The sequence below is a fragment of the Vogesella aquatica genome (assembly GCF_028548455.1).
Lineage (GTDB): Bacteria > Pseudomonadota > Gammaproteobacteria > Burkholderiales > Chromobacteriaceae > Vogesella > Vogesella aquatica.
This window is the reverse complement of record NZ_JAQQLF010000001.1, coordinates 13,564-36,682: the sequence shown is the minus strand read 5'-3', so window position 1 is coordinate 36,682 and position 23,119 is coordinate 13,564. Positions and strand designations below refer to the sequence as shown.

At 62.4% G+C, this 23,119-nt stretch carries 23 protein-coding genes; 21 read left to right on the top strand and 2 right to left on the bottom strand.

The window, feature by feature from the left end; genetic code table 11:
- Positions 1 to 36: 36 nt before the first annotated feature.
- Complete coding sequence (locus PQU95_RS00190; RefSeq protein ID WP_272750129.1) at positions 37 to 1,743, top strand: proline--tRNA ligase; 1,707 nt, start codon at positions 37 to 39, stop codon at positions 1,741 to 1,743.
- Between the two features lie 8 nt (positions 1,744 to 1,751).
- Positions 1,752 to 2,390, top strand: coding sequence for a lytic transglycosylase domain-containing protein (locus PQU95_RS00185; RefSeq protein WP_272750128.1), 639 nt, complete (start codon positions 1,752 to 1,754; stop codon positions 2,388 to 2,390).
- A 70-nt stretch (positions 2,391 to 2,460) separates the two neighbouring features.
- Here PQU95_RS00185 and PQU95_RS00180 read toward each other — a convergent pair whose 3' ends face one another.
- A complete protein-coding gene (locus PQU95_RS00180) occupies positions 2,461 to 2,976 on the bottom strand; it encodes an RDD family protein (protein WP_272750127.1) in 516 nt (171 codons plus the stop codon).
- A 213-nt stretch (positions 2,977 to 3,189) separates the two neighbouring features.
- Between PQU95_RS00180 and ilvB the strand changes: the two genes are divergently transcribed.
- From ilvB to pssA, 4 genes are all read left to right on the top strand, one after another.
- Positions 3,190 to 4,956: a biosynthetic-type acetolactate synthase large subunit gene (gene ilvB / locus PQU95_RS00175; protein WP_272750126.1), complete on the top strand. Its 1,767-nt coding sequence runs from the start codon at positions 3,190 to 3,192 to the stop codon at positions 4,954 to 4,956.
- An 11-nt stretch (positions 4,957 to 4,967) separates the two neighbouring features.
- Positions 4,968 to 5,459: an acetolactate synthase small subunit gene (gene ilvN / locus PQU95_RS00170; RefSeq protein ID WP_026108204.1), complete on the top strand. Its 492-nt coding sequence runs from the start codon at positions 4,968 to 4,970 to the stop codon at positions 5,457 to 5,459.
- A 48-nt stretch (positions 5,460 to 5,507) separates the two neighbouring features.
- Positions 5,508 to 6,524, top strand: a complete 1,017-nt coding sequence (gene ilvC / locus PQU95_RS00165; RefSeq protein ID WP_147693282.1) for a ketol-acid reductoisomerase — start codon at positions 5,508 to 5,510, stop codon at positions 6,522 to 6,524.
- Positions 6,525 to 6,634: 110 nt separating this feature from the next.
- Positions 6,635 to 7,390: a CDP-diacylglycerol--serine O-phosphatidyltransferase gene (gene pssA / locus PQU95_RS00160; RefSeq protein ID WP_272750125.1), complete on the top strand. Its 756-nt coding sequence runs from the start codon at positions 6,635 to 6,637 to the stop codon at positions 7,388 to 7,390.
- A gap of 40 nt (positions 7,391 to 7,430) precedes the next feature.
- On the opposite strand, the gene PQU95_RS00155 is transcribed toward pssA, so the two are convergent.
- The gene (locus PQU95_RS00155) at positions 7,431 to 8,315 is read right to left on the bottom strand and encodes a helix-turn-helix transcriptional regulator (protein ID WP_272750124.1); all 885 of its coding nucleotides are present in this window, start codon (positions 8,313 to 8,315) and stop codon (positions 7,431 to 7,433) included.
- A gap of 183 nt (positions 8,316 to 8,498) precedes the next feature.
- Here PQU95_RS00155 and PQU95_RS00150 point away from each other — a divergent pair, with 183 nt between their 5' ends.
- The 15 genes from PQU95_RS00150 (at position 8,499) to hisC (ending at position 23,119) form a co-directional block, all read left to right on the top strand.
- Positions 8,499 to 9,386, top strand: a complete 888-nt coding sequence (locus PQU95_RS00150) for an alpha/beta hydrolase (RefSeq protein WP_272750123.1) — start codon at positions 8,499 to 8,501, stop codon at positions 9,384 to 9,386.
- A gap of 48 nt (positions 9,387 to 9,434) precedes the next feature.
- Positions 9,435 to 11,456: a TonB-dependent receptor gene (locus PQU95_RS00145; protein ID WP_272750122.1), complete on the top strand. Its 2,022-nt coding sequence runs from the start codon at positions 9,435 to 9,437 to the stop codon at positions 11,454 to 11,456.
- Between the two features lie 207 nt (positions 11,457 to 11,663).
- The gene (locus PQU95_RS00140) at positions 11,664 to 13,454 is read left to right on the top strand and encodes a 2-isopropylmalate synthase (RefSeq protein ID WP_272750121.1); all 1,791 of its coding nucleotides are present in this window, start codon (positions 11,664 to 11,666) and stop codon (positions 13,452 to 13,454) included.
- A gap of 234 nt (positions 13,455 to 13,688) precedes the next feature.
- Entirely contained in the window at positions 13,689 to 14,180 is a 492-nt protein-coding gene (locus tag PQU95_RS00135) for a hypothetical protein (protein WP_272750120.1), read from the top strand.
- A gap of 104 nt (positions 14,181 to 14,284) precedes the next feature.
- The gene (locus PQU95_RS00130; protein WP_272750119.1) at positions 14,285 to 15,055 is read left to right on the top strand and encodes a DUF2242 domain-containing protein; all 771 of its coding nucleotides are present in this window, start codon (positions 14,285 to 14,287) and stop codon (positions 15,053 to 15,055) included.
- Positions 15,056 to 15,175: 120 nt separating this feature from the next.
- Positions 15,176 to 15,805 carry a dethiobiotin synthase gene (gene bioD, locus PQU95_RS00125; RefSeq protein ID WP_272750118.1) on the top strand — a complete coding sequence of 210 codons (630 nt, stop codon included), beginning with the start codon at positions 15,176 to 15,178 and terminating at the stop codon, positions 15,803 to 15,805.
- A gap of 207 nt (positions 15,806 to 16,012) precedes the next feature.
- Positions 16,013 to 16,525: a cytochrome c oxidase assembly protein gene (locus PQU95_RS00120; protein ID WP_272750117.1), complete on the top strand. Its 513-nt coding sequence runs from the start codon at positions 16,013 to 16,015 to the stop codon at positions 16,523 to 16,525.
- A complete protein-coding gene (locus PQU95_RS00115) occupies positions 16,522 to 16,662 on the top strand; it encodes a hypothetical protein (RefSeq protein WP_272750116.1) in 141 nt (46 codons plus the stop codon). Before PQU95_RS00120 ends, PQU95_RS00115 begins: the two co-directional genes overlap by 4 nt.
- An 85-nt stretch (positions 16,663 to 16,747) precedes the next feature.
- Positions 16,748 to 17,422: an SURF1 family cytochrome oxidase biogenesis protein gene (locus PQU95_RS00110; RefSeq protein WP_272750115.1), complete on the top strand. Its 675-nt coding sequence runs from the start codon at positions 16,748 to 16,750 to the stop codon at positions 17,420 to 17,422.
- Between the two features lie 102 nt (positions 17,423 to 17,524).
- Positions 17,525 to 18,109: an SCO family protein gene (locus PQU95_RS00105; RefSeq protein WP_272750114.1), complete on the top strand. Its 585-nt coding sequence runs from the start codon at positions 17,525 to 17,527 to the stop codon at positions 18,107 to 18,109.
- 47 nt (positions 18,110 to 18,156) lie between these two features.
- Positions 18,157 to 18,906 carry a flagellar brake protein gene (locus PQU95_RS00100; RefSeq protein ID WP_272750113.1) on the top strand — a complete coding sequence of 250 codons (750 nt, stop codon included), beginning with the start codon at positions 18,157 to 18,159 and terminating at the stop codon, positions 18,904 to 18,906.
- A 30-nt stretch (positions 18,907 to 18,936) separates the two neighbouring features.
- A complete protein-coding gene (hisG, locus tag PQU95_RS00095) occupies positions 18,937 to 19,578 on the top strand; it encodes an ATP phosphoribosyltransferase (RefSeq protein ID WP_017510284.1) in 642 nt (213 codons plus the stop codon).
- Between the two features lie 54 nt (positions 19,579 to 19,632).
- A complete protein-coding gene (hisD, locus tag PQU95_RS00090; protein WP_272750112.1) occupies positions 19,633 to 20,925 on the top strand; it encodes a histidinol dehydrogenase in 1,293 nt (430 codons plus the stop codon).
- A 50-nt stretch (positions 20,926 to 20,975) separates the two neighbouring features.
- Positions 20,976 to 21,953, top strand: a complete 978-nt coding sequence (locus PQU95_RS00085; protein WP_272750111.1) for an ABC transporter substrate-binding protein — start codon at positions 20,976 to 20,978, stop codon at positions 21,951 to 21,953.
- 104 nt (positions 21,954 to 22,057) lie between these two features.
- Positions 22,058 to 23,119 (top strand): histidinol-phosphate transaminase, encoded by a 1,062-nt coding sequence (gene hisC, locus PQU95_RS00080; protein ID WP_272750110.1) that lies wholly within the window; start codon positions 22,058 to 22,060, stop codon positions 23,117 to 23,119.

Here is a 23,119-nt window from a genome sequence, read left to right as displayed (position 1 = left end):
CAACACCATTTCGCAGAATTTCCAAGGAACCCGCTCATGCGTGCCTCGCAGTTTTTCATCTCTACCCAGAAAGAAGCCCCCGCCGACGCGGATATCGTTAGCCAGAAGCTGATGCTGCGCGCCGGTTTCATCCGCAAGGTTGCCGCCGGTGTGTACAACTGGATGCCGATGGGCCTGCGCAGCCTGAAAAAGGTAGAGAACATCGTGCGCGAAGAGATGAACCGCGCGGGTGCCATCGAGCTGGTGATGCCTATCGTGCAGCCGGCCGGCCTGTGGCAGGAAACCGGCCGCTTCGACGGCATGGGCGCCGAGCTGCTGCGCTTTAAAGACCGCCACGACCGCGACTTCGTGATTCAGCCGACGTCCGAAGAAGTGATTACTGACATCGCCCGCGCCGAGCTGCGCAGCTACCGCGCGCTGCCGAAAAACTTCTACCAGATCCAGACCAAGTTCCGCGACGAGCGCCGCCCGCGCTTTGGCGTGATGCGTGGCCGCGAATTCACCATGAAAGACGCGTACTCGTTTGACCGTACCGCCGAAGACGCCGGCAAGAGCTACGACAATATGTTCGCCGCCTACTGCCGCATCTTCGACCGCCTGGGCCTGACCTACCGCGCCGTGGCGGCCGATACCGGCGCCATCGGTGGCGACCGTTCGCACGAGTTCCAGGTGATTGCCGAAACCGGCGAAGACGCCATCGTGTACTGCCCGGACAGCGACTACGCGGCCAACATCGAGCTGGCCGAAGCGCTGGCTCCGGCCGGCGAGCGCGCTGCGGCTGCTGCCGAGCTGGCCAAGGTGCACACGCCTGGCGTGAAAACCATTGCCGACCTGGTGGGCTTCCTGAACGTGGACATCACCCGCACCGTGAAGGCGGTGGTGGTGGAAGGCGAAGAGGGCGACGCGGTACTGATGCTGGTACGTGGCGACCACGAGCTGAACGAAGTGAAGGCCGAAAAAGTAGCCGGCATCAAGAAGCCGCTGACCATGGCCAGCCCGGCGCTGATCAAGGACGCGTTTGGTGCCAACCCTGGCTCGCTGGGCCCGGTAGGCTTCAAAGGCCGCGTGGTGGCCGACCGCACCGTGGCACTGATGGCCGACTTTGTGATCGGCGCCAACGAAGACCACTACCACTACACCGGTGCCAACTTTGTGCGCGATTGCGCCGAGCCGGTGGTGGCCGACATCCGCAATGTGGTGGTGGGCGACCCGTCGCCGTGCGGCAAGGGCGCGCTGGCGATTCAGCGCGGTATCGAGGTGGGCCACGTGTTCTACCTGGGCACCAAGTACTCCCAGGCCATGAACGCTACCTTCCTGGACGAAGACGGCAAGCCGAAACACTTTGAAATGGGCTGCTACGGTATCGGCGTCAGCCGCATTCTGGGCGCCGCCATCGAGCAGAACTTTGACGACAAGGGCATGATCTGGCCAGACGCCATTGCGCCGTTTGCCGTGGTGATCTGCCCGGTAGGCTACGACCGTTCCGAAGGCGTGAAAGCCGCCGCCGACGCACTGTATGCCGGCCTGCAGGCGCAGGGCGTGGACGTGATCATCGACGACCGTGGCGAGCGCCCGGGCGCGATGTTTGCCGACTGGGAGCTGATCGGTGCGCCGCACCGCGTGACCATTGGCGACCGTGGCCTGAAAGAAGGCAAGGTGGAATACCAGCATCGCCGCGATAGCGAATCCACCGCGGTAGCGCCGGACGCCATCCTGGCCCACGTACTGGCCAAGCTGGCCTGATTGCGGCCATGACTCCGCTGCGCTTTGCCTTGCCCCTGCTGTTGGCCGCCCTGGTGGCGGCCCCGGCGTGGGCGGGTGCGCAGCGCGAGGAGGCGCTGGCGGCCAACGTGGCCAGCGCCATGTCGCGCAGCATTGCCGATGTAAACGCACCGCGGCTGGTGTTTGAAGACCCGCGCGAAGGCCCGCTGTGGCTGGCCGAGATGTCGCGCCGGCTGGAAAAACGTATTCCGGACCAATGGATGCGCGAGCGCCTGCTGACCGCCATCCATTACGAGGCCACGCGCGCCGGGCTGGACCCGCAAATGGTGCTGGGGCTGATCCAGGTGGAAAGCGGCTTCAAGAAGTACGCGCTGTCGCCGGTGGGTGCACGCGGCCTGATGCAGGTGATGCCGTTCTGGGTGCGCAGCATCGGCACGCCGGACCATAACTTGTTCGACCTCACTACCAACCTGCGCTACGGCTGCACCATTTTGCGGCATTACCTGGATATGGAGCGCGGCAACCTGTTTCGTGCACTGGGCCGCTACAACGGCAGCCTGGGCCGCGCGGAATACCCCAACCTGGTGGTGGGCGCGTGGAAGGCAAGCTGGCAGTGGCAGCAGCCTGCCGGCCAGCTGCGTACGGGCTACCAGCCGGCCAGCCGCTAGTTGGCCGCAAGTGTTTGTGCGCCATAAAAAAACCGCCTTTGGGTGGTTTTTTTATTAGCGCTGTGCCGGTTCAGGCGCGTTCGCCTTTGGCGAGCAGGAAGATGCGCGTACCGGCCAGGCGGTCGTGCAGGAATTGCTTGTCGTTATCCATGAAAACCCACAGCAAGGGCAGCAGCCACCACGCCAGCGCCGCCCACGCCGCCAGTTTGGGCGAGCCCAGTGACGGCAGCCAGGTGATGTAGGACAGTACCGGTACGCCGACAAACAGCACCATGGCTACGCCAAAACGTACGCCGGCCTGCAGCCACGATAGCGGGCGGCCATCGGGCATGGCCACTTTCAGCCGCCACGGTTTCATGGCCAGGGTTTGCCCGCTTTTGACCCAGCAATAGCCAAAGTAGCCAAACAGCACGCCCGCCACAAACAGGCGGTGCAGCCATTCCAGCAGCGGGGCGTGGTTGCCCATGGCCAGAATCGGCGTGAAGGCGGCAACAGCCACCAGCCACAGGGTGCCCACCAGCAGGGATTCGTACATCAGGCAGGCCAGGCGGCGTGTCAGGCCGGGATAGTCGGTAGAGCGGGTCATGATGATAGGGAAAAACTGGGGAATAGCCTTGCGGCCAACTCAGCATCTTACCAAAGCCCCCGTGTGCCGCCTACCCCCATAAAAGTGGCTGTTTTTGCTGGTTTTTGCCCTTTTTTTGCACCTGCACAAAAGCGCTTGACCGACTTTGGTGCTTCGGCTAAGTTCGTTCATCACGGGACAAAAAATTAATACCTGAATTAAGAAGAGGCAAAGATGCAGATATCGGGCGCGGAGATCCTGGTTCGCAGCTTGCAGGAAGAAGGAGTCGAATTCGTTTTCGGCTACCCCGGCGGCGCGGTCCTTGAGATATATGATGCTATTTTCCGGCAGCAGCAGTTCAAACACGTACTGGTGCGCCACGAACAGGCGGCGGTACACGCTGCTGACGCTTACTCGCGTTCCAGTAACAAGGTGGGTGTCGCCCTGGTGACATCCGGCCCTGGCGCGACCAATGCCGTGACCGGCATTGCGACGGCGTACATGGATTCCATCCCCATGGTGGTGATTTCGGGCCAGGTGTCCACACCGGCCATCGGCATGGATGCTTTCCAGGAAGTGGACATGGTGGGCATTACCCGCCCGTGCGTGAAGCACAACTTCCTGGTGAAAGACATCAACGAGCTGGCGGCCACCATCAAGAAGGCGTTCTACATTGCCGCGTCCGGCCGCCCGGGCCCGGTGGTGGTAGATATCCCGAAAGACGTGACCCAGCGCCTGGCCGAGTTCCACTACCCGGAAAGCGTGAGCATCCGCTCCTACGTGCCGGTAACACGTGGCCACCCCGGCCAGATCAAAAAGGCCGTGAACCTGCTGGCCGAAGCCAAGCGCCCGTACATTTATGTGGGCGGCGGCGCGGTGCAGGGTAATGCCTCGGCCGAAGTCACCGAGCTGGTGAAAATGCTGGGTGTGCCATGTACCAACACCCTGATGGGCCTGGGTGCCTATCCGGGGCAGGATCAGCAGTTCCTGGGCATGCTGGGCATGCACGGCACCTACGAAGCCAATATGGCCATGCAGTATTGTGATGTGCTGATTGCCGTGGGCGCGCGTTTTGACGACCGCGTGATCAGCGTGCCGTCGCACTTCCTGTCGCAGCCGAAAAAGATCGTGCACATCGACGTGGACCCGTCTTCCATCGCCAAGCGCGTGAAGGTAGACGTGCCTATCGTGGGCGACGTGAAACACGTACTGCGCGACATGATCGACCTGTTCAAGCAAACCGGCCAGCAAGTGCCACAGCAGCATCTGGCCAACTGGTGGAAGCAGATCGAAGAATGGCGTAGCTACAACAGCCTGCTGTACACCCCGTCTACCGAATTCATCAAGCCGCAGTACGTGGTGCAGAAGCTGTATGAAATTACCGGCGGCGATGCCATCATCACCTCCGACGTGGGCCAGCACCAGATGTGGGCTGCACAGTACTACCCGTTCAAGCGCCCGAAACAGTGGCTGAACTCCGGTGGCCTGGGCACCATGGGCTTTGGTTTGCCTGCCGCCATTGGCGCGCAGCTGGCCAACCCGGATGCACAAGTAGCGTGCATCACCGGTGAAGGCTCGATCCAGATGAACATCCAGGAGCTGTCTACTGCCAAGCAGTACCACACCCCGGTGAAGGTGATTGCGCTGAACAACCGCTACCTGGGCATGGTGCGCCAGTGGCAGGAGTTCTTCTACGGTACCCGCTATTCCGAGTCGTACATGGACGCGCTGCCGGACTTCGTGAAAATTGCCGAAGCCTACGGCCACGTGGGTATCAAGGTGGAAAACCCGGCCGACGTGGAGCCGGTGCTGCGCGAAGCGTTCAGCCCGGCGCTGAAAGAGCGCCTGGTATTCCTGGATTTCCGTACCGACCAGTCCGAAAACGTGTTCCCGATGATCCAGAACGGCAAAGGTCTGGACCAGATGGATCTGCCGCCGCACATGCGGGACCTGCAGATTGCCCCGTTCGAGAACAACCGTGACTACGGCAACATGTGTTAAGGCCTAGCAGCATGCGACATATTCTTTCTATTTTGCTGGAAAACGAAGCGGGCGCCCTGTCACGAGTAGTGGGACTTTTCTCCGCGCGCGCATACAATATCGATTCGCTGACCGTGTCGACTACCGAAGACCCGACACTGTCGCGCATGACCATCGTCACCCACGGGTCTGACGAAGTCATCGAGCAGATCACCAAGCAGCTCAACAAGCTGATCGAGGTGGTCAAGGTGATTGACCTCAACGAGTCCGACCATATCGAACGCGAGATGATGCTGATCAAGGTCCGTGCCACCGGCAAGGACCGTGAAGAGATGAAGCGCATGGCTGATATCTTCCGCGGCCGCATCATCGACGTGACGGAAAAGACCTACACCATCGAGCTCACTGGTACCAGCGACAAGCTCAACGCCTTTATCGAGGCGATCGACCGTTCAGTGATCCTGGAAACGGTGCGTACCGGTGCATCCGGAATTGGTCGCGGCGAACGTATTCTGAAGATCTGATATCACCAGGGCGGCTACCCGCTGCCCGAGAACAACTAGGGACATAAAATGAAAGTTTTCTACGACAAAGACGCTGACCTCTCCATCATCAAAGGCAAGCAGGTCGCCATCATCGGTTACGGCTCGCAAGGCCACGCCCACGCCCAGAACCTGAAAGAATCCGGCGTGAACGTGATCGTCGGCCTGCGCAAAGATGGCGCATCGTGGAAAAAAGCTGAAGCAGCCGGTCACCAGGTAAAAGAAGTTGCCGAAGCCGTAAAAGCGGCCGACGTGGTGATGATCCTGCTGCCGGACGAATCGCAGCCGGACGTGTACTACAAGGAAATCGCGGCCAACATCAAGCAGGGCGCAGCCCTGGCGTTTGCCCACGGTTTCAACGTGCACTACAACCAGATCGTACCGCGTGACGACCTGGACGTGATCATGGTGGCCCCGAAAGGCCCGGGCCACACCGTGCGTTCCGAGTACGTGAAGGGTGGTGGTGTACCAACCCTGATCGCTGTGTACCAGGACAAATCCGGCAAAGCCCGCGACATCGCCCTGTCCTATGCTGCAGCCAACGGCGGCACCAAAGGCGGCGTGATCGAAACCAACTTCCGTGAAGAAACCGAAACCGACCTGTTCGGCGAGCAAGCCGTACTGTGCGGCGGTGCCGTAGAGCTGGTAAAAGCCGGTTTCGAAACCCTGACCGAAGCCGGTTATGCCCCGGAAATGGCTTACTTCGAATGTCTGCACGAACTGAAACTGATCGTGGACCTGATGTACGAAGGCGGTATCGCCAACATGAACTACTCCATCTCCAATAACGCGGAGTATGGCGAGTACGTGACTGGCCCGGAAGTGGTGACCTCCGCTACCAAGGAAGCCATGAAAAAGGCCCTGTACCGCATCCAGTCCGGTGAATACGCCAAGATGTTCATCCTGGAAGGCAAGACCAACTACCCGAGCATGACCGCCCGCCGTCGCCTGAATGCCGATCACCCGATCGAAAAAGTGGGTGCCGAGCTGCGCGCCATGATGCCTTGGATCGCCAAGAACAAACTGGTAGACCAGTCCAAGAACTAAGCCCTGCGGCATTGTTCTGACAAACCGGGCCCCGTGCCCGGTTTTTGCATTTCGGGCGTACAATGCGCGCTATCCGGCCATTGGCCCCACGAACACACTACGGGAAAACCATGCACGATCCTGTACCTGCCAAGCCCTCGCTGCGTCGCCAGGGTATTTATCTGCTGCCGAACTCGTTTACGCTGGCCGCACTGTTTGCCGGCTTTTACGCCATTGTGCAGGCCATGAACCAGCGTTTCGAGCTGGCGGCAGTCGCCATTTTCATCGCCATGATTCTGGACGGCATGGATGGCCGCGTGGCGCGCATGACGCATAGCCAGAGCGCCTTCGGTGCCGAGTTCGACAGCCTGTCGGACATGGTGAGCTTTGGCGTGGCGCCGGCGCTGGTGGCCTACGAGTGGCTGCTGAAAGACATGGGCAAGCTGGGCTGGATGGTGGCGTTTATCTACTGTGCCGGTGCGGCGCTGCGCCTGGCGCGCTTCAATACCATGGTCGGCACCGCCGACAAGCGCTGGTTTACCGGCCTGCCCAGCCCGGCGGCGGCGGCGCTGGTGGCCGGCCTGGTGTGGATCTGCCACGCCTACGATTACCAGCAGCTGCCCGGCCTGCACTGGCTGGCGCTGGCGTTTACCGCATTTGCCGGTATTACCATGGTGACCAATGTAAAGTACTGGAGCTTCAAGGAGATTCACCTGCGCCGCCGCGTGCCGTTTGTGATGTTGCTAGGCCTGGTGGTGGTGTTGCTATTGCTGATGTCGGAGCCGCCGCTGGTGCTGTTCGGCTTCTTTGTGTGCTATGCGCTGTCGGGCTATGTGATGGCGCTGATGAGCCTGGGGCGCAAGGCACCGCCGCCGCCGGTCAGTTAAACCAGACAAACCGCCTTCGGGCGGTTTTTTCATGGTGTGCCTAACGCAGGCAGGCGCTGGGTGGTTGGCCGAAGCGGCGGCGGAAAGCGGTGGCAAAGTTGGCCGCAGAGCTGTAGCCCGCCCCCAGCGCCACGTCGGTAATGCTGCGCTGCCCGCTTAGCAGCATCTGGCGGGCGCTTTCCAGCCGCTGCCCGCGCAGGTAGTCCATCACGCTGCAGTCAAAGTGGCGGCGGAAGTGCCGTTGCAGGGTGCTGCTGCTCATGCACGCGGCTTCCGCTAGCTGGTGCAGGCTCCAGTTTTCGCCTTCCCCGCTGTCTATCAGCGCCTTTACCCGCTGCAGGCGGCGGCTCATCTGCGGGGTGGCCGGGCTGTCTGGTGGCGGGCTACCGATTTCGGCCAGCACTTGCCCGAGTAGCAGCATGCCCATGCCCTCGCGTTCGATGCGGGCCAGTAGCGGGTTGGCCGCATGGTGCTGCACCATCTGCTGCGCCAGCCGCGTGAGCTGCGGGCTGGCGACCCACTGCATGGCGGCCAGGTGGCGGCTGGCCAGGCGCGCCAGGGCCGACTGGCTACCGAGCTCGGGCAGGCCGTGCTGTTCCAGCCAGGGGTGATCCAGCGCCATGCACACTTTCTGTTCGATGCCGGCTTGGCCGCAGTGGCGCTGGAACAGGGCGGGTTCGTTCAGGTTAACCAGCAGCACCTGTGCTTGTTGCTGCGGCTGCAGGCGGAAGTCGTGCTGGTCGAAGTTCAGCTTGATCGGGCCTTGCAGCGCCACGATCAGCCGAAGCCCGGCGGCGCTGGCATTGCTGTGGCTGTGCGGGTTGGCGCGGCTGCGGTTGGCGCTGATCAGAAAGCCGGGTGTGCTGTGTTGTACCCAGGCCAAATCACTGGTGGTCGGGCGGGTGTCACCCTGCGGGCCCTGCATGCTGTTTCCTCCGTGTTCCCTCTGCGCGTCTTGCGCAAACAAGCTTGCCCGTATCGCAAAAGCAGCCAGACAGGCTATGCCGGATACTACCAGACTTCTTGTTAATAAGAATGATTATCAACAATGATGGTGCTAGCGATGTGTATCAAGCAGTGTGCCTTGCGCCGCCTGGCAGGCGTTCTGTTGTGTCTGAATCTCCTGCCGCTGGCCATGGCAGAGCCGGTGGTGCTGGATGGGGCTAGCCAGTTTGCGCTGCATTCGCGGCATACCGGGCGCGACTATCGCATTTATCTGTCGGTGCCAGCCGTGCCGCCACCAGCGGGGGGCTACCCCGTGCTATACGCCCTGGATGGCGACGCCAGTTTTGCCCGCCTGCACCAAGCCAACCCACGCGAGGCCAGCGTATTCGAGCGTTTGCGCCAGCATGGCCCGGTGGTGCCGCAGCCTGGCGTGGTGGTGGGCATAGGCTATGGCCGCCCGTTCAGCCAGACGATGGACTTGCGCGCCGAAGACTACACCCCGCCGCTGTCGTGCCAGGGCTGCGAGCTGTCTTCGCCGCGCCATGGCGGGGCGGACGCCTTTGCCCGCTTTATCAACGAAGAGCTCAAGCCAGAAGTGGCGCGCCGCCTGCCGCTGAACCCGGCGCGGCAGAGCTTGTTTGGCCATTCCTATGGCGGCCTGTTTACCGTGTACCAGCTGCTGCGCCAGCCGCAGAGCTTCCAGCATTTCTTTGCCATCAGCCCGTCGCTGTGGTTTGGCGACCGCGCACTGTTGGCCGCACCGGTGCCCGCGCTGCCGGTAGCGGCGCCACGCCTGCTGGTGCTGTGGGTAGGGCAGGACGAGCAGCCGGCCAGCTACGACCTGGCGGTAGCGCGCCAACGGCAGCAGCGCCTGCAGCAAAACCGCATGGTGAGCAATACCGCCGAGCTACACGCCAGGCTATACGGCCTGCCTGGCCTGGTGAGCGATTACCGGGTGGTGCCTGGCCATGATCACGGCCAGATGCACGGCTACGCCATAGACCGTGCGCTGGCCATCGCCTTTAGCCCGGCCTGGCAGCCAGGCCACTGATTTCATGTGATGGGGTGGCCTGTCACCCCGCTTATTTCGGGAAGAAAAATGAAACAACGCAAGCATTCCAGGGCCCGCCTTGCGGCCAACCCGCTGTACGCCATCCTGTTCGGTAGCGCCATGCTGCTACCGGCTGCCGTGCACGCTGCCAGCACCGACACTGTGCTGGACACGGTGACGGTGACTGGCGAGAAAATGAAGCGCAGCCTGGCCAAAACCACCACGGCGGTCAGCGTGCTGCAAGCCGAGAAGGTAGACACCGGCGAGGTCAGCTCGGTCAACGAGGTGGCCGCCCAGGTGCCCAATATGACCCTCAACGCCGTGGGTGGCGTGAACATTCGCGGGGTAGAGGGCGCCGGCCCGGGCGTGGGCTTTTATTCCTTTGTCGGCGGTGGTCGCCCGCGTATCAGCACCAGCCTGGACGGAGTGGCCGACGTATGGACCGGCCAGCAATACCTGGACAGCGATGTGTGGGACGTAAAGCAGGTAGAAGTGCTGCGCGGGCCGCAATCCACTACCCAGGGCCGCAATGCATTGGGCGGCGCGGTGCTGGTACAAACCAACGACCCCAGCTTCCAGCAGGAGGGCGCGCTGCGCCTGGGCTGGGAAGATACCGATGGCCGCGCCAACGTGGCCGGCATGTTGTCCGGTGCGCTGGTCGAGGACGAATTGGCCTACCGCCTCACCGCCAATGCGGTGAAAGGCCACGGCTTCATCAACTACACCGGCGTGGCCGGCCAGGACCCGTCCGCGCTACAGCGTAGCAATGTGCGCGGCAAGCTGCTGTGGAAGCCCAAATCGATACCGCAGCTGCAAGCGCGGCTGACGGTAGCGCACCGCGACTATCTGGGCGAATACCTGAACCTGATCAGCGCGCCAGATCTGGGCGCGTACACCTACAGAGCCAGTGCGGCGGCCAACGCCCGTATCCAGGACTCGCAGAACACCACCACTACGCTGGATACCGAGTACGACTTCCAGAACGGCGTGACCGGCCACCTGCAGTACAGCTATAGCGATAACCACATCGGCTTCGAGCAATACCCGTCACGCATGAGCCTGGCGCTGGATGACCAGAACCACACGCTGGAAGGCCGGCTGGTATTCCAGCGCCCGCAAAGCGCACTGGGCGGCGTGCTGGGCCTGTACGCCTACCAGCGCGACCAGGACCTGTTTGCCAACCAGGGCAGCAGCCCGCTATTCCGGGGTACAGACAAAGTCACCACGCTGGCTGCCTACGCCGACGGCGAGCTGGCGCTGAACGATAGCTGGTCGCTACTGGCCGGCCTGCGTGCCGAGCGCGAAACGCAGAACCGTGATGTGGTCTACAACCGCATGCCTATCAAGGGCGACATCGGCAAAACCCTGCTGCTGCCCAAGATCGGCATCAGCCACCAATGGTCGCCTGTTACCCAGATGAGCTTCACCGTGCGCCAGGGCTATAACCCGGGTGGGGTATCGGTAGACGAAAACAACGTGGTGTTCGAGTACGGCAGCGAGAAGGTGAACGCCTACGAATACGCACTGAAAACCCGCCAGGGTGGCGTGCTGCTGGGCGCCAACCTGTTTTACAACGACTACACCGACTACCAGATGAGCTACGCCAGCCGCCTGCGTAACGTACCGCAAGCGCATACCACCGGCCTGGAGCTGAGCGCGGCGGCCAGCATTATCGGCGGCCTGGAGCTGAATGCCGGGCTGGGCTTGCTGCGCAGCAAGGTGGACAAGGCACCCGCTGGTGCCGGTGGCATTGCGGGCAAGGAGATGACCTACGCGCCGGACATCACCGCCACGCTGGGGGTCAAAAAACAGTGGGGTAGCTGGAGCGCTGCGGCCAACCTGCAGCATGTGGGCGAGTACTACACCGATACTGCCAATACCAGCACCACCATGGGCGGCGATTACAACTTGCTCAACCTCAACCTGGCCTACGCCATGAACGACGAGACCACGGTGCGTGCCTACGTGAAAAATGCGCTGAACGAAGACATCATGCTGGGCAAGCGCACTACCGGCTTTTATGTCGGTGCGCCGCGCACGCTGGGCATGAACGTGGATTACCGTTTCTAGCCCTGGTATTTGCAGTTAGTGGCAAGGCCCCCGCCCAGGCGGGGGCCTTGTTTTTTGTCCGCTGCGATGGCTAATATTCTACAATATGTCTAATAAAGTGCGTTGGACACTATTTTGCAACACAGCATCGGGCAATTTTGTGCAGTGCATTTGACAGATTGTCGTCAGATTTGTATCGTAAACCCATAACAAGACAGGAGTGGCAGCATGCAATTGGACATCGAACGTCTAATCGAGGATTTTGGTGGCCCCGGTACGCTCGCGGAAGCGTTGACGGCGGCCTTTCCCGATGAGCCGGTGTCCCGTGCTGCCATCTACAAATGGCGCGAGCGCGGCACCTTGCCGCTGGCACAGCTGAACAAGCTGGCCAAACTCGCCGCCGATCAGGGCAAGCGTTTCGATTTCAACGACTATCTGGCCGGGGCACAACCCGCGGCACAATGGAGATCACCAGACATGGGCGACCGTCTTTACATTTTCGATACCACCCTGCGTGACGGCGAGCAATCGCCAGGCGCGGCCATGACCAAAGAAGAAAAAGTACGTATCGCCCGCCAGCTGGAGCGCCTGGGTGTCGACGTGATCGAGGCCGGTTTTGCCGCGGCCAGCCCGGGTGATGCCGACGCTATCCGCGCCATCGCCGAGGTGATCAAGGAATCTACCGTCTGTAGCCTGGCCCGTGCCAACGAGCGCGACATCCGCGCCGCCGGCGAAGCCATTGCCCCGGCGCCGCGAAAGCGTATCCACACTTTCATCGCCACCAGCCCTATCCATATGGAGAAGAAGCTGCGCATGACGCCGGATGAAGTGGTGGAAGCCGCAATCAAAGCCGTGAAACTGGCACGCGAGTACACCGACGACGTGGAATTCTCGGCCGAAGACGCGCTGCGCTCCGATATCGACTTCCTCGCCCGCATCTTCGGCGAAGTGATCAAAGCCGGTGCCACCACGCTGAACGTACCGGACACCGTGGGCTACGCGGTACCGAAAATCACCGAAGCCTTCTTCCGCGAGCTGATCGCCAAGACCCCGGGCGGCGACAAGGTGATCTGGTCTGCCCACTGCCATAACGACCTGGGCATGGCCGTAGCCAATAGCCTGGCCGCCGTACTGGGTGGCGCGCGTCAGGTAGAGTGCACCATCAACGGCCTGGGCGAACGCGCCGGCAACGCCGCGATGGAAGAAATCGTGATGGCGGTGAAAACCCGCAAAGACGTATTTGGCGTGGAAACCCGCGTGGATGCCACCCAGATCGTCCCGGGCTCCAAGCTGGTGTCCACCATTACCGGCTACCCGGTGCAGCCGAACAAGGCCATTGTGGGTGCCAACGCCTTTGCCCACGAGTCCGGCATCCACCAGGACGGCGTGCTGAAGCACCGCGAGACCTACGAAATCATGTCGGCCGAATCGGTAGGCTGGACCGCCAACCGCCTGACGCTGGGCAAACTTTCCGGTCGCAACGCCTTCCGTACCAAGCTGCAGGCGCTGGGCATCGTGCTGGAAAGCGAAGAAGCACTGAACGCCGCTTTTGCCCGCTTTAAAGAGCTGGCCGACAAGAAACGCGAGATTTTCGACGAAGATCTGCACGCCCTGGTGTCTGACCAGCTGGTGGCGGCCGAACAGGAAGACTACAAGTTCGTATCGCTGAAAGTGGCTACCGAAACCGGCGAAGAGCCGCAGGCACACATCGTGTTTGTGGAGCGTGGCAACGAGCACCGTGCCGAGTCCGGTGGCTCCGGCCCGGTGGACGCCGCCTTCAAGGCCATCGAAAGCGTGGTGAAGAGCGAAGCCGAGCTGGAGCTGTACTCAGTGAACGCCATCACCAAGGGCACCGAATCGCAGGGTGAAGTGACCGTGCGCCTGGCCAAGGACGGCCGCATCGTTAACGGGCAGGGCGCCGATACCGACATTATCGTGGCCAGCGCCAAGGCGTACCTGGCTGCATTGAACAAGCTGTCCAGCAGGACCGAGCGCGTACACGCGCAAGGCCCGGTGTAACAGCAAAGCGCGCGCACGCGTTGCGGCAGGCCACCCTACCGGGCAAGGTTGGCCGCAGCGCGAAAGATCAAAGGCTCACAAGGCCGCCCCATTCGGCCCTTGCCCCCACCACGGCAGGCGCAGACAGCCGACCCACGAGGTCGGCCTTGTCGCGTCTGCCGTTTTGTTTTCTGTTTTGTGGTCGTGCGATGATCTTATGCTGGCGTGCAGGAGGATGGGATGGGATGGGATGGGATGGGTTTCCTGATTTTGCTTTTAGTGTTGTTGACCTTGCCGATCATTGTCATTGCACTGCCCTTTGTGTATTGCAACGTGCTGGATAGGGCTGTCGAACAGATCGCACCCGATTTACGGGCGCTGCCGCGTTATGCGGTGTGGCTGCTGGTGGTACCCGTTGTCGGTTGGCTATGCTTGGCTTGGGCTGCCCCTGTGTTAGTCCGCTCGCTGCGTGATGAGTGGCTGGCGCGCGCTTTATGGCACGAAGCGTGTTTCCCGATAGAGGATTTGCCGCGGCGGATGGCTATCAGTTATGTGCTTGCGTTGGGGTTGGCCGTGGCATTGTTGCTGGCCGGCGTGGTGGTGGCGTGCGAGTGGCACCACCATGAAAGCTTGGTGATGAAGATCACGCTGGTTTTATTGGCGGTGCAAGCTTTTGATGTCTGGCAGCATGGACACGATCTGCGACTTGTCGCCGCCGAGTGTGGTGACTGGATCACTGGTGCTTGATGTATGTCGAATGCGCACTTGTTTTTAAGTAATGTCTAATGAATCAGTTTATTGACTCATGGTATGTTGAACATATATCCAAAACTATATGGTTCAAGCAAAGCATGAGCGCATTCGCACGAGTTGTTGTCCTGGGCAGCCTGGCGCTGCTGGCCGCCTGTTCTGGCACCAAGTACGCTTATCAAAAAGAAGCGTTTGATACCAAAGGCCCGTTTGACCGGCATTTCAATGCGTCAAAAGCCGTGGTGTACCAGGCCATGAAACGTGTGGCACTGCGCCAGGGTTTTGCCGTGGAAAAAGACGCGGAAGCCAGTAACGCGCTGGTGGTGTCCAAGCAGTACCAGCAAGATAACCTGAATACCCTGCTGACCATTTCCGGCATCGTGACCGGTGCCGGTAACACGTCTGACGCGTGGATTGCCGCGCAAGAGGTGACGCTGAAAAGCCACGAAACCAAGCAGACCACCTCGGTAGGTTTCCTGAGCCTGTCCATTCCCATTCCTACCGGCACTACCGCCACGCTCACCAAAGAGCGCGGCGAGACGGTAGTTGACCCGGTGTTCTACGAACGCATGTTTGCCTCTATCGAGCGGGAAGTACCGAACGTGAGCGCCCAGCTGGAAAGCCAGAAGCTGGAAGACGATGCCCGCCTGCGCAGTGAAATCGAGCAGAAACTGCGTATCGAAATGGAAATCAAGGCGCGGCTGGAAGCCGAGCGTGTGGCCAAGCTGGAGGCGGAGCAGCAGGCCAAATTGCAGAAACAGGCTGCTGATGCGGCGGCGGCCAGCGCGGCCCCAGCCCCGGCCAGTGTGCCGGCGGTGGTGCCGGTCAGCAGCCCGGCTGTGCCAGCAGCGGCGCCCGTCAGCGGTAGCTAAGCCGGCTGCCACGAAACGCGCTCGCCCGGATCTGCAGGCCGCCGTACTCCGGCGGCCTTTGTGCTTTGGTTTTGTCCGCCAGCCGCTTATAGTGCCGCTACTTTTCAGCAAGGAGTTGCCATGGGCCAGGCATTTTTCATTACCGGCACCGATACCGAAATCGGCAAGACGCACAGCGCGGTCAAGCTGACACAACACTACCAGGCGCAGGGCCTGCGCGTGCTGGCGATGAAACCGGTCGCCAGTGGTTGCGAAGTGCTGCCAGACGGCAGCTGGCACAACGACGACGTGGCGCGGTTGTGCGCGGCCACCGGCCAGACCGATACCGCGCTGATGAACCCGTACCGTTTTCTGCCGCCGGTATCGCCGCATATCGCCGCCCGTCAGGCCGGGGTGACGGTGTCGCTGGACGTGCTGGCCGACCATGCGCAAAGGTTGGCCGCAGACTGTGATGTGCTGTTGGTTGAGGGGGCAGGGGGCTGGATGGCACCGCTGCGTGACGATTGTCTGATGCAAGACCTGGCGCGCCACCTTGGCCTGCCGGTGATTCTGGTGGTGGGCATGCGCCTGGGCTGCATCAACCACGCGCTGCTGACGGCGCAGGCTGTCCGCGCTGCCGGTTGCGCGCTGGCGGGCTGGGTGGCGAACCGGGTGGTGCCGAACCAGCCGGCTTTCGAGGACAATCTGGCCACGCTGGTGCAGCATCTGGGCGAGCCTATGCTGCTGCTGCCGTATGAGGGCGCCTGCTAGGTTGCTGCGTTGCAATATCGGGCGTGCTTGTTTTTATACTGCAAGCAGCTAAGCTGCTTGCAGAACAGCATGCTGTACAAGTGCTGTCGCCCGGGTTCTCCGGCCAACACGAGACTTGGGGGCAGCTGCCCCCGGCAGGTAGCTGGGGGGCGTAAGCTCCCCGGCCTTCCTTCCCGCTTCATGCACGCTGATTTTCCCGGGCTCGCCATGTCAGACCACCGTTCCTCTGCCCCTTCGCCTCTTGTCCTGCTGCTCAAAGTGCTGCTGATCCTCTGTGTGCTGGGCATGTTGGCCGCAGGTTTCTCGCCGCTGTATCAGGCGTTCATGCGTCTCACCGGTTTGGGTGGTGCTGCCCGTGCGCAGACTGTGCCGGCTAGCCAGCAGGTGTGGCTGCGCATTGAGGAAAGTACCCCGGGCCAGGCCTGGCAGGTGCGCCCGCTGCAGGGCCCGCAACAGGTAAAGCCGGGCCAGTTTGTGCAGCTGATGGTGGAGGTACGCAATAACCAGCCGCATTTTGCCGCCATGCAGGCCTTGCCGGTCTACCTGCCGGCTTCTGCCGCCGCGTATGTGCAAAAGCTCGAGTGTTTCTGCTTTGCACAGCAGCTGTTCTCGCCAGGACAGGTGCGCCGCTTTCCGGTAGTGCTAGTCATCGACAAGCAGCTACCGGCCACACTGCGCCAGATAAGCCTGGCGTATCAGATACGGGACCAGCCTGCATGAAACGCACCTGCCGTCACGCCTGGTTGCCACGCTACCGGCCGCGCTGGCGCCTGCCAGACTGGGTGGCGGCAGCGATTGTGCTGGGGGCAGTGCTGGTGATGTTTTTATTTTTACTCGGGCACCACTGGCTGGCCTGATGGCAGTGTTCCCGGTCGTTTGGCTGGTGTTCTGTCGCTTGGGCCACTAAGGTAAGAGCGTCTTTCCCACTCCCTGGCACCGCCTATGTCCCTGTTATCTGCCCTGCGTACCCCTTGCTGGCGCTGTGTGCTGCGTTGGCTGGCGCTGTTGGCGCTTGGCTGGGCGTTGTGGCAATGGCAACAGGGCGTGCAGGCGGTACAGCTGCAAGAGGCCTTTGCCCGTGCGGCCAACTTGCCGCCGCAGGCTTTGGCCGAGGTAGCGCAGGATGCGGTACCGCAGGGGCAGCGTGTCTGGCTGGCGGTGCGCGATAGCGCGGCCAGCGTGAGCATTGCCAATGCCAGGCTGCAAGGCCGCGACGGTGTACGGCAGTGGCAGGCCGTGCAGCTGGCAGACGGTAGCTGGGTGGTAATCGACCGCGGCTGGCTAGCCAGGCCGGCCGGGGTATTGCTACTGCCCTTGCCCACCGGGCGGCTGCTGGGCCGCTGGGTGCCGCGCCCGCCCGAGCTGGTGGCGCCGCCGGCCCGGCTGGGGCTCGGCGGTGAGGTGGATGGCCTGGACTGGCAGGCCTTGGCAAGGCAGCTGCCAGGCCCCTTGCGGCAGGGGCTAGTGGTGCTCGACCCGGCGCTGCGGCCGCATACCAGCTGGCCGGTTGGCCCCACGGCCAACCCCACCAGACATTACCGGCAAGCGGGTATGGCTTTGCTGCTGGGACTGTTGCTTTTATCCTTCTCGCGCCTCTTGCCCCGCCGCCTTGCTTGATCGGCCTGCTTGCCGCCGCGTGCTGCCAGGCCTATGCTGCTGGCCGTCCCCCGCTGCGAATAGCCGGGTCACATCAACGCTATCTTCCTGATGAGCTTACGCATGAAACCGTTTGGCAAACTGCTGGCTGTGGCCGCGCTGGCAATATCTTTACTGGCTTGTACCCCCGCTGAGACGCTGTCGTTCAAGGGCACGGATATCAGTACTGCCGATTTCGGCAAGCCGTTCACCCTGACGGGGCAGGATGGCAAGCCGCATCATCTGGCCGATTATCAGGGCAAGGCAGTAGCGCTGTTTTTTGGCTATACCCACTGCCCGGATATTTGCCCCACCACCATGCTGGAGTACCAGCAGGTGATGAAGCAGCTGGGCAAGGACAGCGACCGCGTACAGGTGCTGTTTGTCAGCATCGACCCGCAACGTGATACGCCGCAGGTGCTGGCAGGCTACGTGCCGTTTTTCGACAAACGTTTCATGGGGCTGACCGGTAGCCCGGCGCAGGTGCAGGCGGTGGCCAGCCAGTACAAGATCGTGGCGCAGCGACAGGCGCGCCAGGATGGCGGCTACACTATGGACCACAGCGCCGGCAGTTATTTGTTTGATACTAAAGGCCAGCTGCGCGTGTATGTGCCTTACGGCACCCCGGCCGCGGATATCGCGCATGATTTGCAGCAATTGTTGCGCTAGACTTGGGTGTCATTTTTAGCCAGTAGCTGGCAGCGGATAAGCAGATTGTGACTGAAGAAAAACATAGCGGCAGCGAGCCCGCAGACCTGTCCCGGTTTACCCTGTCCAGCCGGGCCGAGATCGTGCAACATCTGCGCACCATTATCGACCAGCGCCAGAACGTAACGGTGTTTTCCAACAAGGGTAAGTCTTTCATCATTACCCGGCTGCTGGATATCGACCCCGAGCGCGGCGTGATGGTGCTGGACTGGGGGGCGAAGGAACACGAAAACCGCATGTTGCTGCAGAGCGAGCGCAATGTGTTCGTCAGCGCCCCGTCTGGCGTGAAAACCCAGTTTGCCACCGGTGAAGCCCGCGAAATCAGCTTTGAAGGCGCCCCCGCGTTCGAGGCGCCGCTGCCGGCGCAGGTCATCCGCCTGCAGCGCCGCGATTTTTTCCGCATCCATACGCCGGTCGCGCAGCCGGTGTTGTGCCGGCTGCCGGACCACCCCGACGGTGAAAAGCTGATCCCGCTGTTTGATATCAGCCTGGGTGGCATGGCGCTGACGCTGACCCCGGCGCAGGCTGGCTGGCTGAACGAGGGCATGGTGTTGCGTCAGGCGGTGATCGAGCTTAAACCCTTTGGGGTATTGCAAGTGGGCGTGGAAGTGCGTCACGTCATGAAATTGCAGCTGAAAAATGGCATGGAAACGCTACGTGTGGGTTGTTTGTTCCAAGGCATGAACACCCCGCGCGAAACACTGGTGCAGCGCTATATCGCGCAGCTTGAGCGGGAGCGCCGTGCTCTGGTACGCTGAGGCCAACCTATTGCAACGCAGCACGCCATCATGACCCTGACCATTGCCCTGTCCAAGGGCCGCATTTTTGAAGAAACCCTTCCCTTGTTGGCCGCGGCAGGCATTGTGCCCGCCGAGGCACCGGAATCGTCGCGCAAACTCATCATCGGTACCAACCGCCCCGACGTAAAGCTGGTGATCGTACGCGCCTCCGACGTGCCCACCTACGTGCAGTACGGTGCCGCCGACCTGGGCATTGCCGGCCGCGACGTATTGATCGAGCACGGTGGCGCTGGCCTGTACCAGCCGCTGGACCTGAACATTGCCAAGTGCAAGATGATGGTGGCGGTGGAAAACGGCTTTGACTACGAGGCCGCCGTCAAGCACGGTGCCCGCCTGAAAGTGGCCACCAAATACCCGCAGATCGCGCGCGAGCACTTTGCCGCCAAAGGCGTGCACGTTGACATCATCAAGCTGTACGGCTCCATGGAGCTGGCGCCGCTGGTGGGCCTGGCCGACGCCATCGTCGATCTGGTGTCTACCGGTGGCACGCTGAAGGCCAACAACCTGGTGGCCGTCGAGCACATCATCGATATCAGCTCGCGTCTGGTGGTGAACCAGGCGGCGCTGAAACTCAAGTACGACACCATCCAGCCGGTGCTGGATGCCTTCGCTGGCGCCGTCCAGCCGTAACTGTCCCCGCTGCGGCCAACCTTGGGGTGGGCCGTGGCCCCCGGAGCCGCACGCATGCAACGCCTGTCTTCTACCCAAGCCGACTTCGACGCCCGCCTGAAAGCCCTGCTGGCGTTCGAAACCGCCCAGGACCCCGCCGTCGATACCGCTGTCGCCGCCATCTGCGAGGACGTCAAAGCCCGCGGTGACGCCGCCGTCGTGGAGTACACCAACCGCTTCGACCGCATGAGCGCCGCCAGCATGGCCGAGCTCACCCTTAGCCGCGAAGCGCTGCAAGCCGCGCACGACCGCCTGCCGGGCCACGTGCGCGACGCGCTGGTCGCTGCCGCCGAGCGCGTGCGCCGCTACCACGAGAAGCAGCTGGCGCACTCCTGGAGCTACGAGGACGAAGACGGCACGCTGCTGGGCCAGCAAGTTACCCCGCTGGACCGCGTGGGTATCTACGTACCCGGCGGCAAGGCGGCCTACCCCAGCTCGGTGCTGATGAACGCCATGCCGGCCAAAGTGGCCGGCGTGGGCGAGATCATCATGGTGGTGCCCACCCCCAATGGCGAGCAGAACGACCTGGTGTTGGCCGCAGCCTATATCGCCGGCGTGGACAAGGTGTTCACCTGTGGTGGCGCCCAGGCGGTAGCTGCGCTGGCCTACGGTACCCAGACCGTGCCGCAGGTAGACAAGATCACCGGCCCTGGCAACGCCTACGTGGCTGCCGCCAAGCGCCGCGTGTTCGGCGTGGTGGGCATCGACATGGTGGCCGGCCCGTCCGAGATTCTGGTGATTTGCGACGGCGACACCGACCCGGACTGGATCGCCATGGACCTGTTCAGCCAGGCCGAGCACGACGAAATCGCCCAGGCCATCCTGCTGTGCCCGTCGGCGGAATACATTGCCCGCGTGGAAGCCAGCATCGCCAAGCTGCTGCCGGCCATGCCGCGCCGCGCCATCATCGAGCAGAGCCTGGCCAACCGTGGCGCGCTGATCCAAGTGCGCGACCTGGCCGAAGCCTGCGAGATTTCGAATTACATTGCGCCCGAGCACCTGGAGCTGTCGGTGGCCGAGCCGGACGCGTGGCTGCCCAGCTTGCGCCACGCCGGCGCCATCTTCATGGGCCGCTTCACCTCGGAAAGCCTGGGCGACTACTGTGCCGGCCCCAACCACGTGCTGCCCACCAGCCGTACCGCGCGCTTTGCCAGCCCGCTGGGGGTGTACGACTTCCAGAAGCGCAGCAGCCTGATCCGCGTGTCGCACGCCGGTGCGCAGAAGCTGGGCAAGATCGCCAGCATTCTGGCGCATGGCGAGGGCCTGACGGCGCACGCGCGGGCGGCAGAATTGCGCCTGGACGAATGAAAATTTAACGAAACTGGCCTAGGCTCCATAGCACAAGGAGCAATACGCCGATGACACGCCATCTGGCCGGACTCTGTCTGGCCTTTCTTTTTGCCTGCGCCCAGGCGGCCCCCACTGTGATGCTGGTGGACAGCTACCACGCCGGCTACGCCTGGAGCCAGGCATGGCGTGGCGCGCTGGTGCGCACGCTGGGTAGCTCGGTACAGTTCGTCTACGCCGAGCTCGATAGCAAACGCCTGCCGCGTGACCAGCTGGAGCCGCGTGCCGCGCAGATTCTGGCGCAGATCCAGCGCCAGCAGCCGCAGCTGGTGCTGGTGGCAGACGACGCCGCGCTGCGCTTTGTCGGTACCCGTCTGGCCGGTACCCGCACACCGGTGGTGTACCTGGGGATCAACCAGAACCCGCGCCATTATCTGCAAGACCATGCGGCCAACGTGACTGGCGTGCTGGAGCGGCCGCTGATACGCCGCAATATCAACCTGATGCGCCAGCTGGTGCCGGGCATGCAGCGTGTGCTGCTGTTGTTCGATAACGATCTGACTTCCGAGGTGATTCAGGAGGAGCTATTCGGCCGCGCCAACACCCTGCAGGATGGCGCCGTGCAGATCGACCTGGTGCGCACCATCGACTACGCTGACTGGCAGCGTCAGGTGAGCCAGGCCGGTAGCCGCTATCAGGCGATCTGGACCGGCCTGTATCAGACCCTGCGCGACAGCAACGGTAAGCTGGTGCCGGATAGCGAGGTCATCGCCTGGACGGCGGCCAACAGCAAGCTGCCGCTGTTCGCGTTCTGGGATTTTGCCATCGGGCCGGACAAGGCCATTGGCGGGTTGGTGTTGTCTGGTAGCGACCAGGGCAGCTTGGCCGCAGGGCTGGTGCAGCAGATCCTGTTTCAGCACCGCCAGCCTGGCAGCCTGTTCCCGCTCAATGGCGGTAGTGGCCGCTTGCTGTTCAGCCGGCGTGCGCTACAGCGTTTCGGCCTTGCCCTGCCACCTGCCTGGGTCGGGCAAGTACAGCTGATCGAGTAGCCGCCCGCGCCGAATCGGGTTAGGATGCGGGTTCTGTGAATTGATTGCGTCGGGCTTCGCCGGCAGTTCCTACCGGCCCCGCCGGTATTGAAATGTCGAGCAAAATGTCTATACAGCAGTGGTTCCGCCCCGATGTCCTGGCCATGCAGGCCTACCATGTTGCCGATGCAACGGGCTATCTCAAGCTCGATGCAATGGAAAACCCGTACCGACTCCCTGACGCCTTGCGCGCCGAGCTGGGCCAGACCCTGGCCGAGGTGGCGCTGAACCGCTACCCCGACCCGCACGGCGATGGCCTGAAAGACCAGCTCAAGGCAGTCTTTGCCATCCCCGCCGCCGCCGACGTGGTGCTGGGCAATGGTTCCGACGAGCTCATTACCCTGCTGACCCAGGCACTGCCGGCCGACAGCGTGGTACTGGCGCTGGAGCCTTCCTTCGTGATGTACCGCATGAACGCGCAGCTGTCGCGCATGCGTTACGTGGGCGTGCCGCTGAACGACGACTTCACCCTGAATCTGGACGCCACCCTGGCCGCCATCGCCGCGCACCAGCCGGCGGTGGTGTTTGTGTCCTACCCCAACAATCCTACCGGCCCGCGCTTTGCCCGCCAGCAGGTAGAAGCCATTCTCGACGCCGTACCGGGCCTGGTGGTGGTGGACGAGGCCTACCAGGCCTTTGCTGCCGATACCTTCATGGATCTGGCCGGCCAGCACCCGCAGCTCATCGTGATGCGCACGCTGTCCAAGATCGGCCTGGCCGGCCTGCGCCTGGGCTACGCGGCCGGCGTGCCGGACGTGATCGCCCAGCTGGACAAAGTACGCCCGCCATATAACGTGAACGTGCTGACCCAGGCCGCCGCGAAGTTTGCCTTGCGCCACCTGGACGTGTTCGACGCCCAGGCGGCCGAGTTGCGCGCCGAGCGCAGCAGGTTGGCCGCAGCGCTGTCGGCATACGCGCAGTGCACGGTATTCCCGTCCGAGGCCAACTTTGTCACCGTGCGCGTGCCGGACGCCCCTGCGCTGTTTGCCGCGCTGAAAGCCGCCGGCATCCTGGTGAAAAACCTGCACGGTTACCACCCGCTATTGCAACACTGCCTGCGCCTGACCGTGGGCAGCCCCGATGAAAACACGGCCGTGCTTGCGGCCATCGATTCCTTTTTTGCCTGA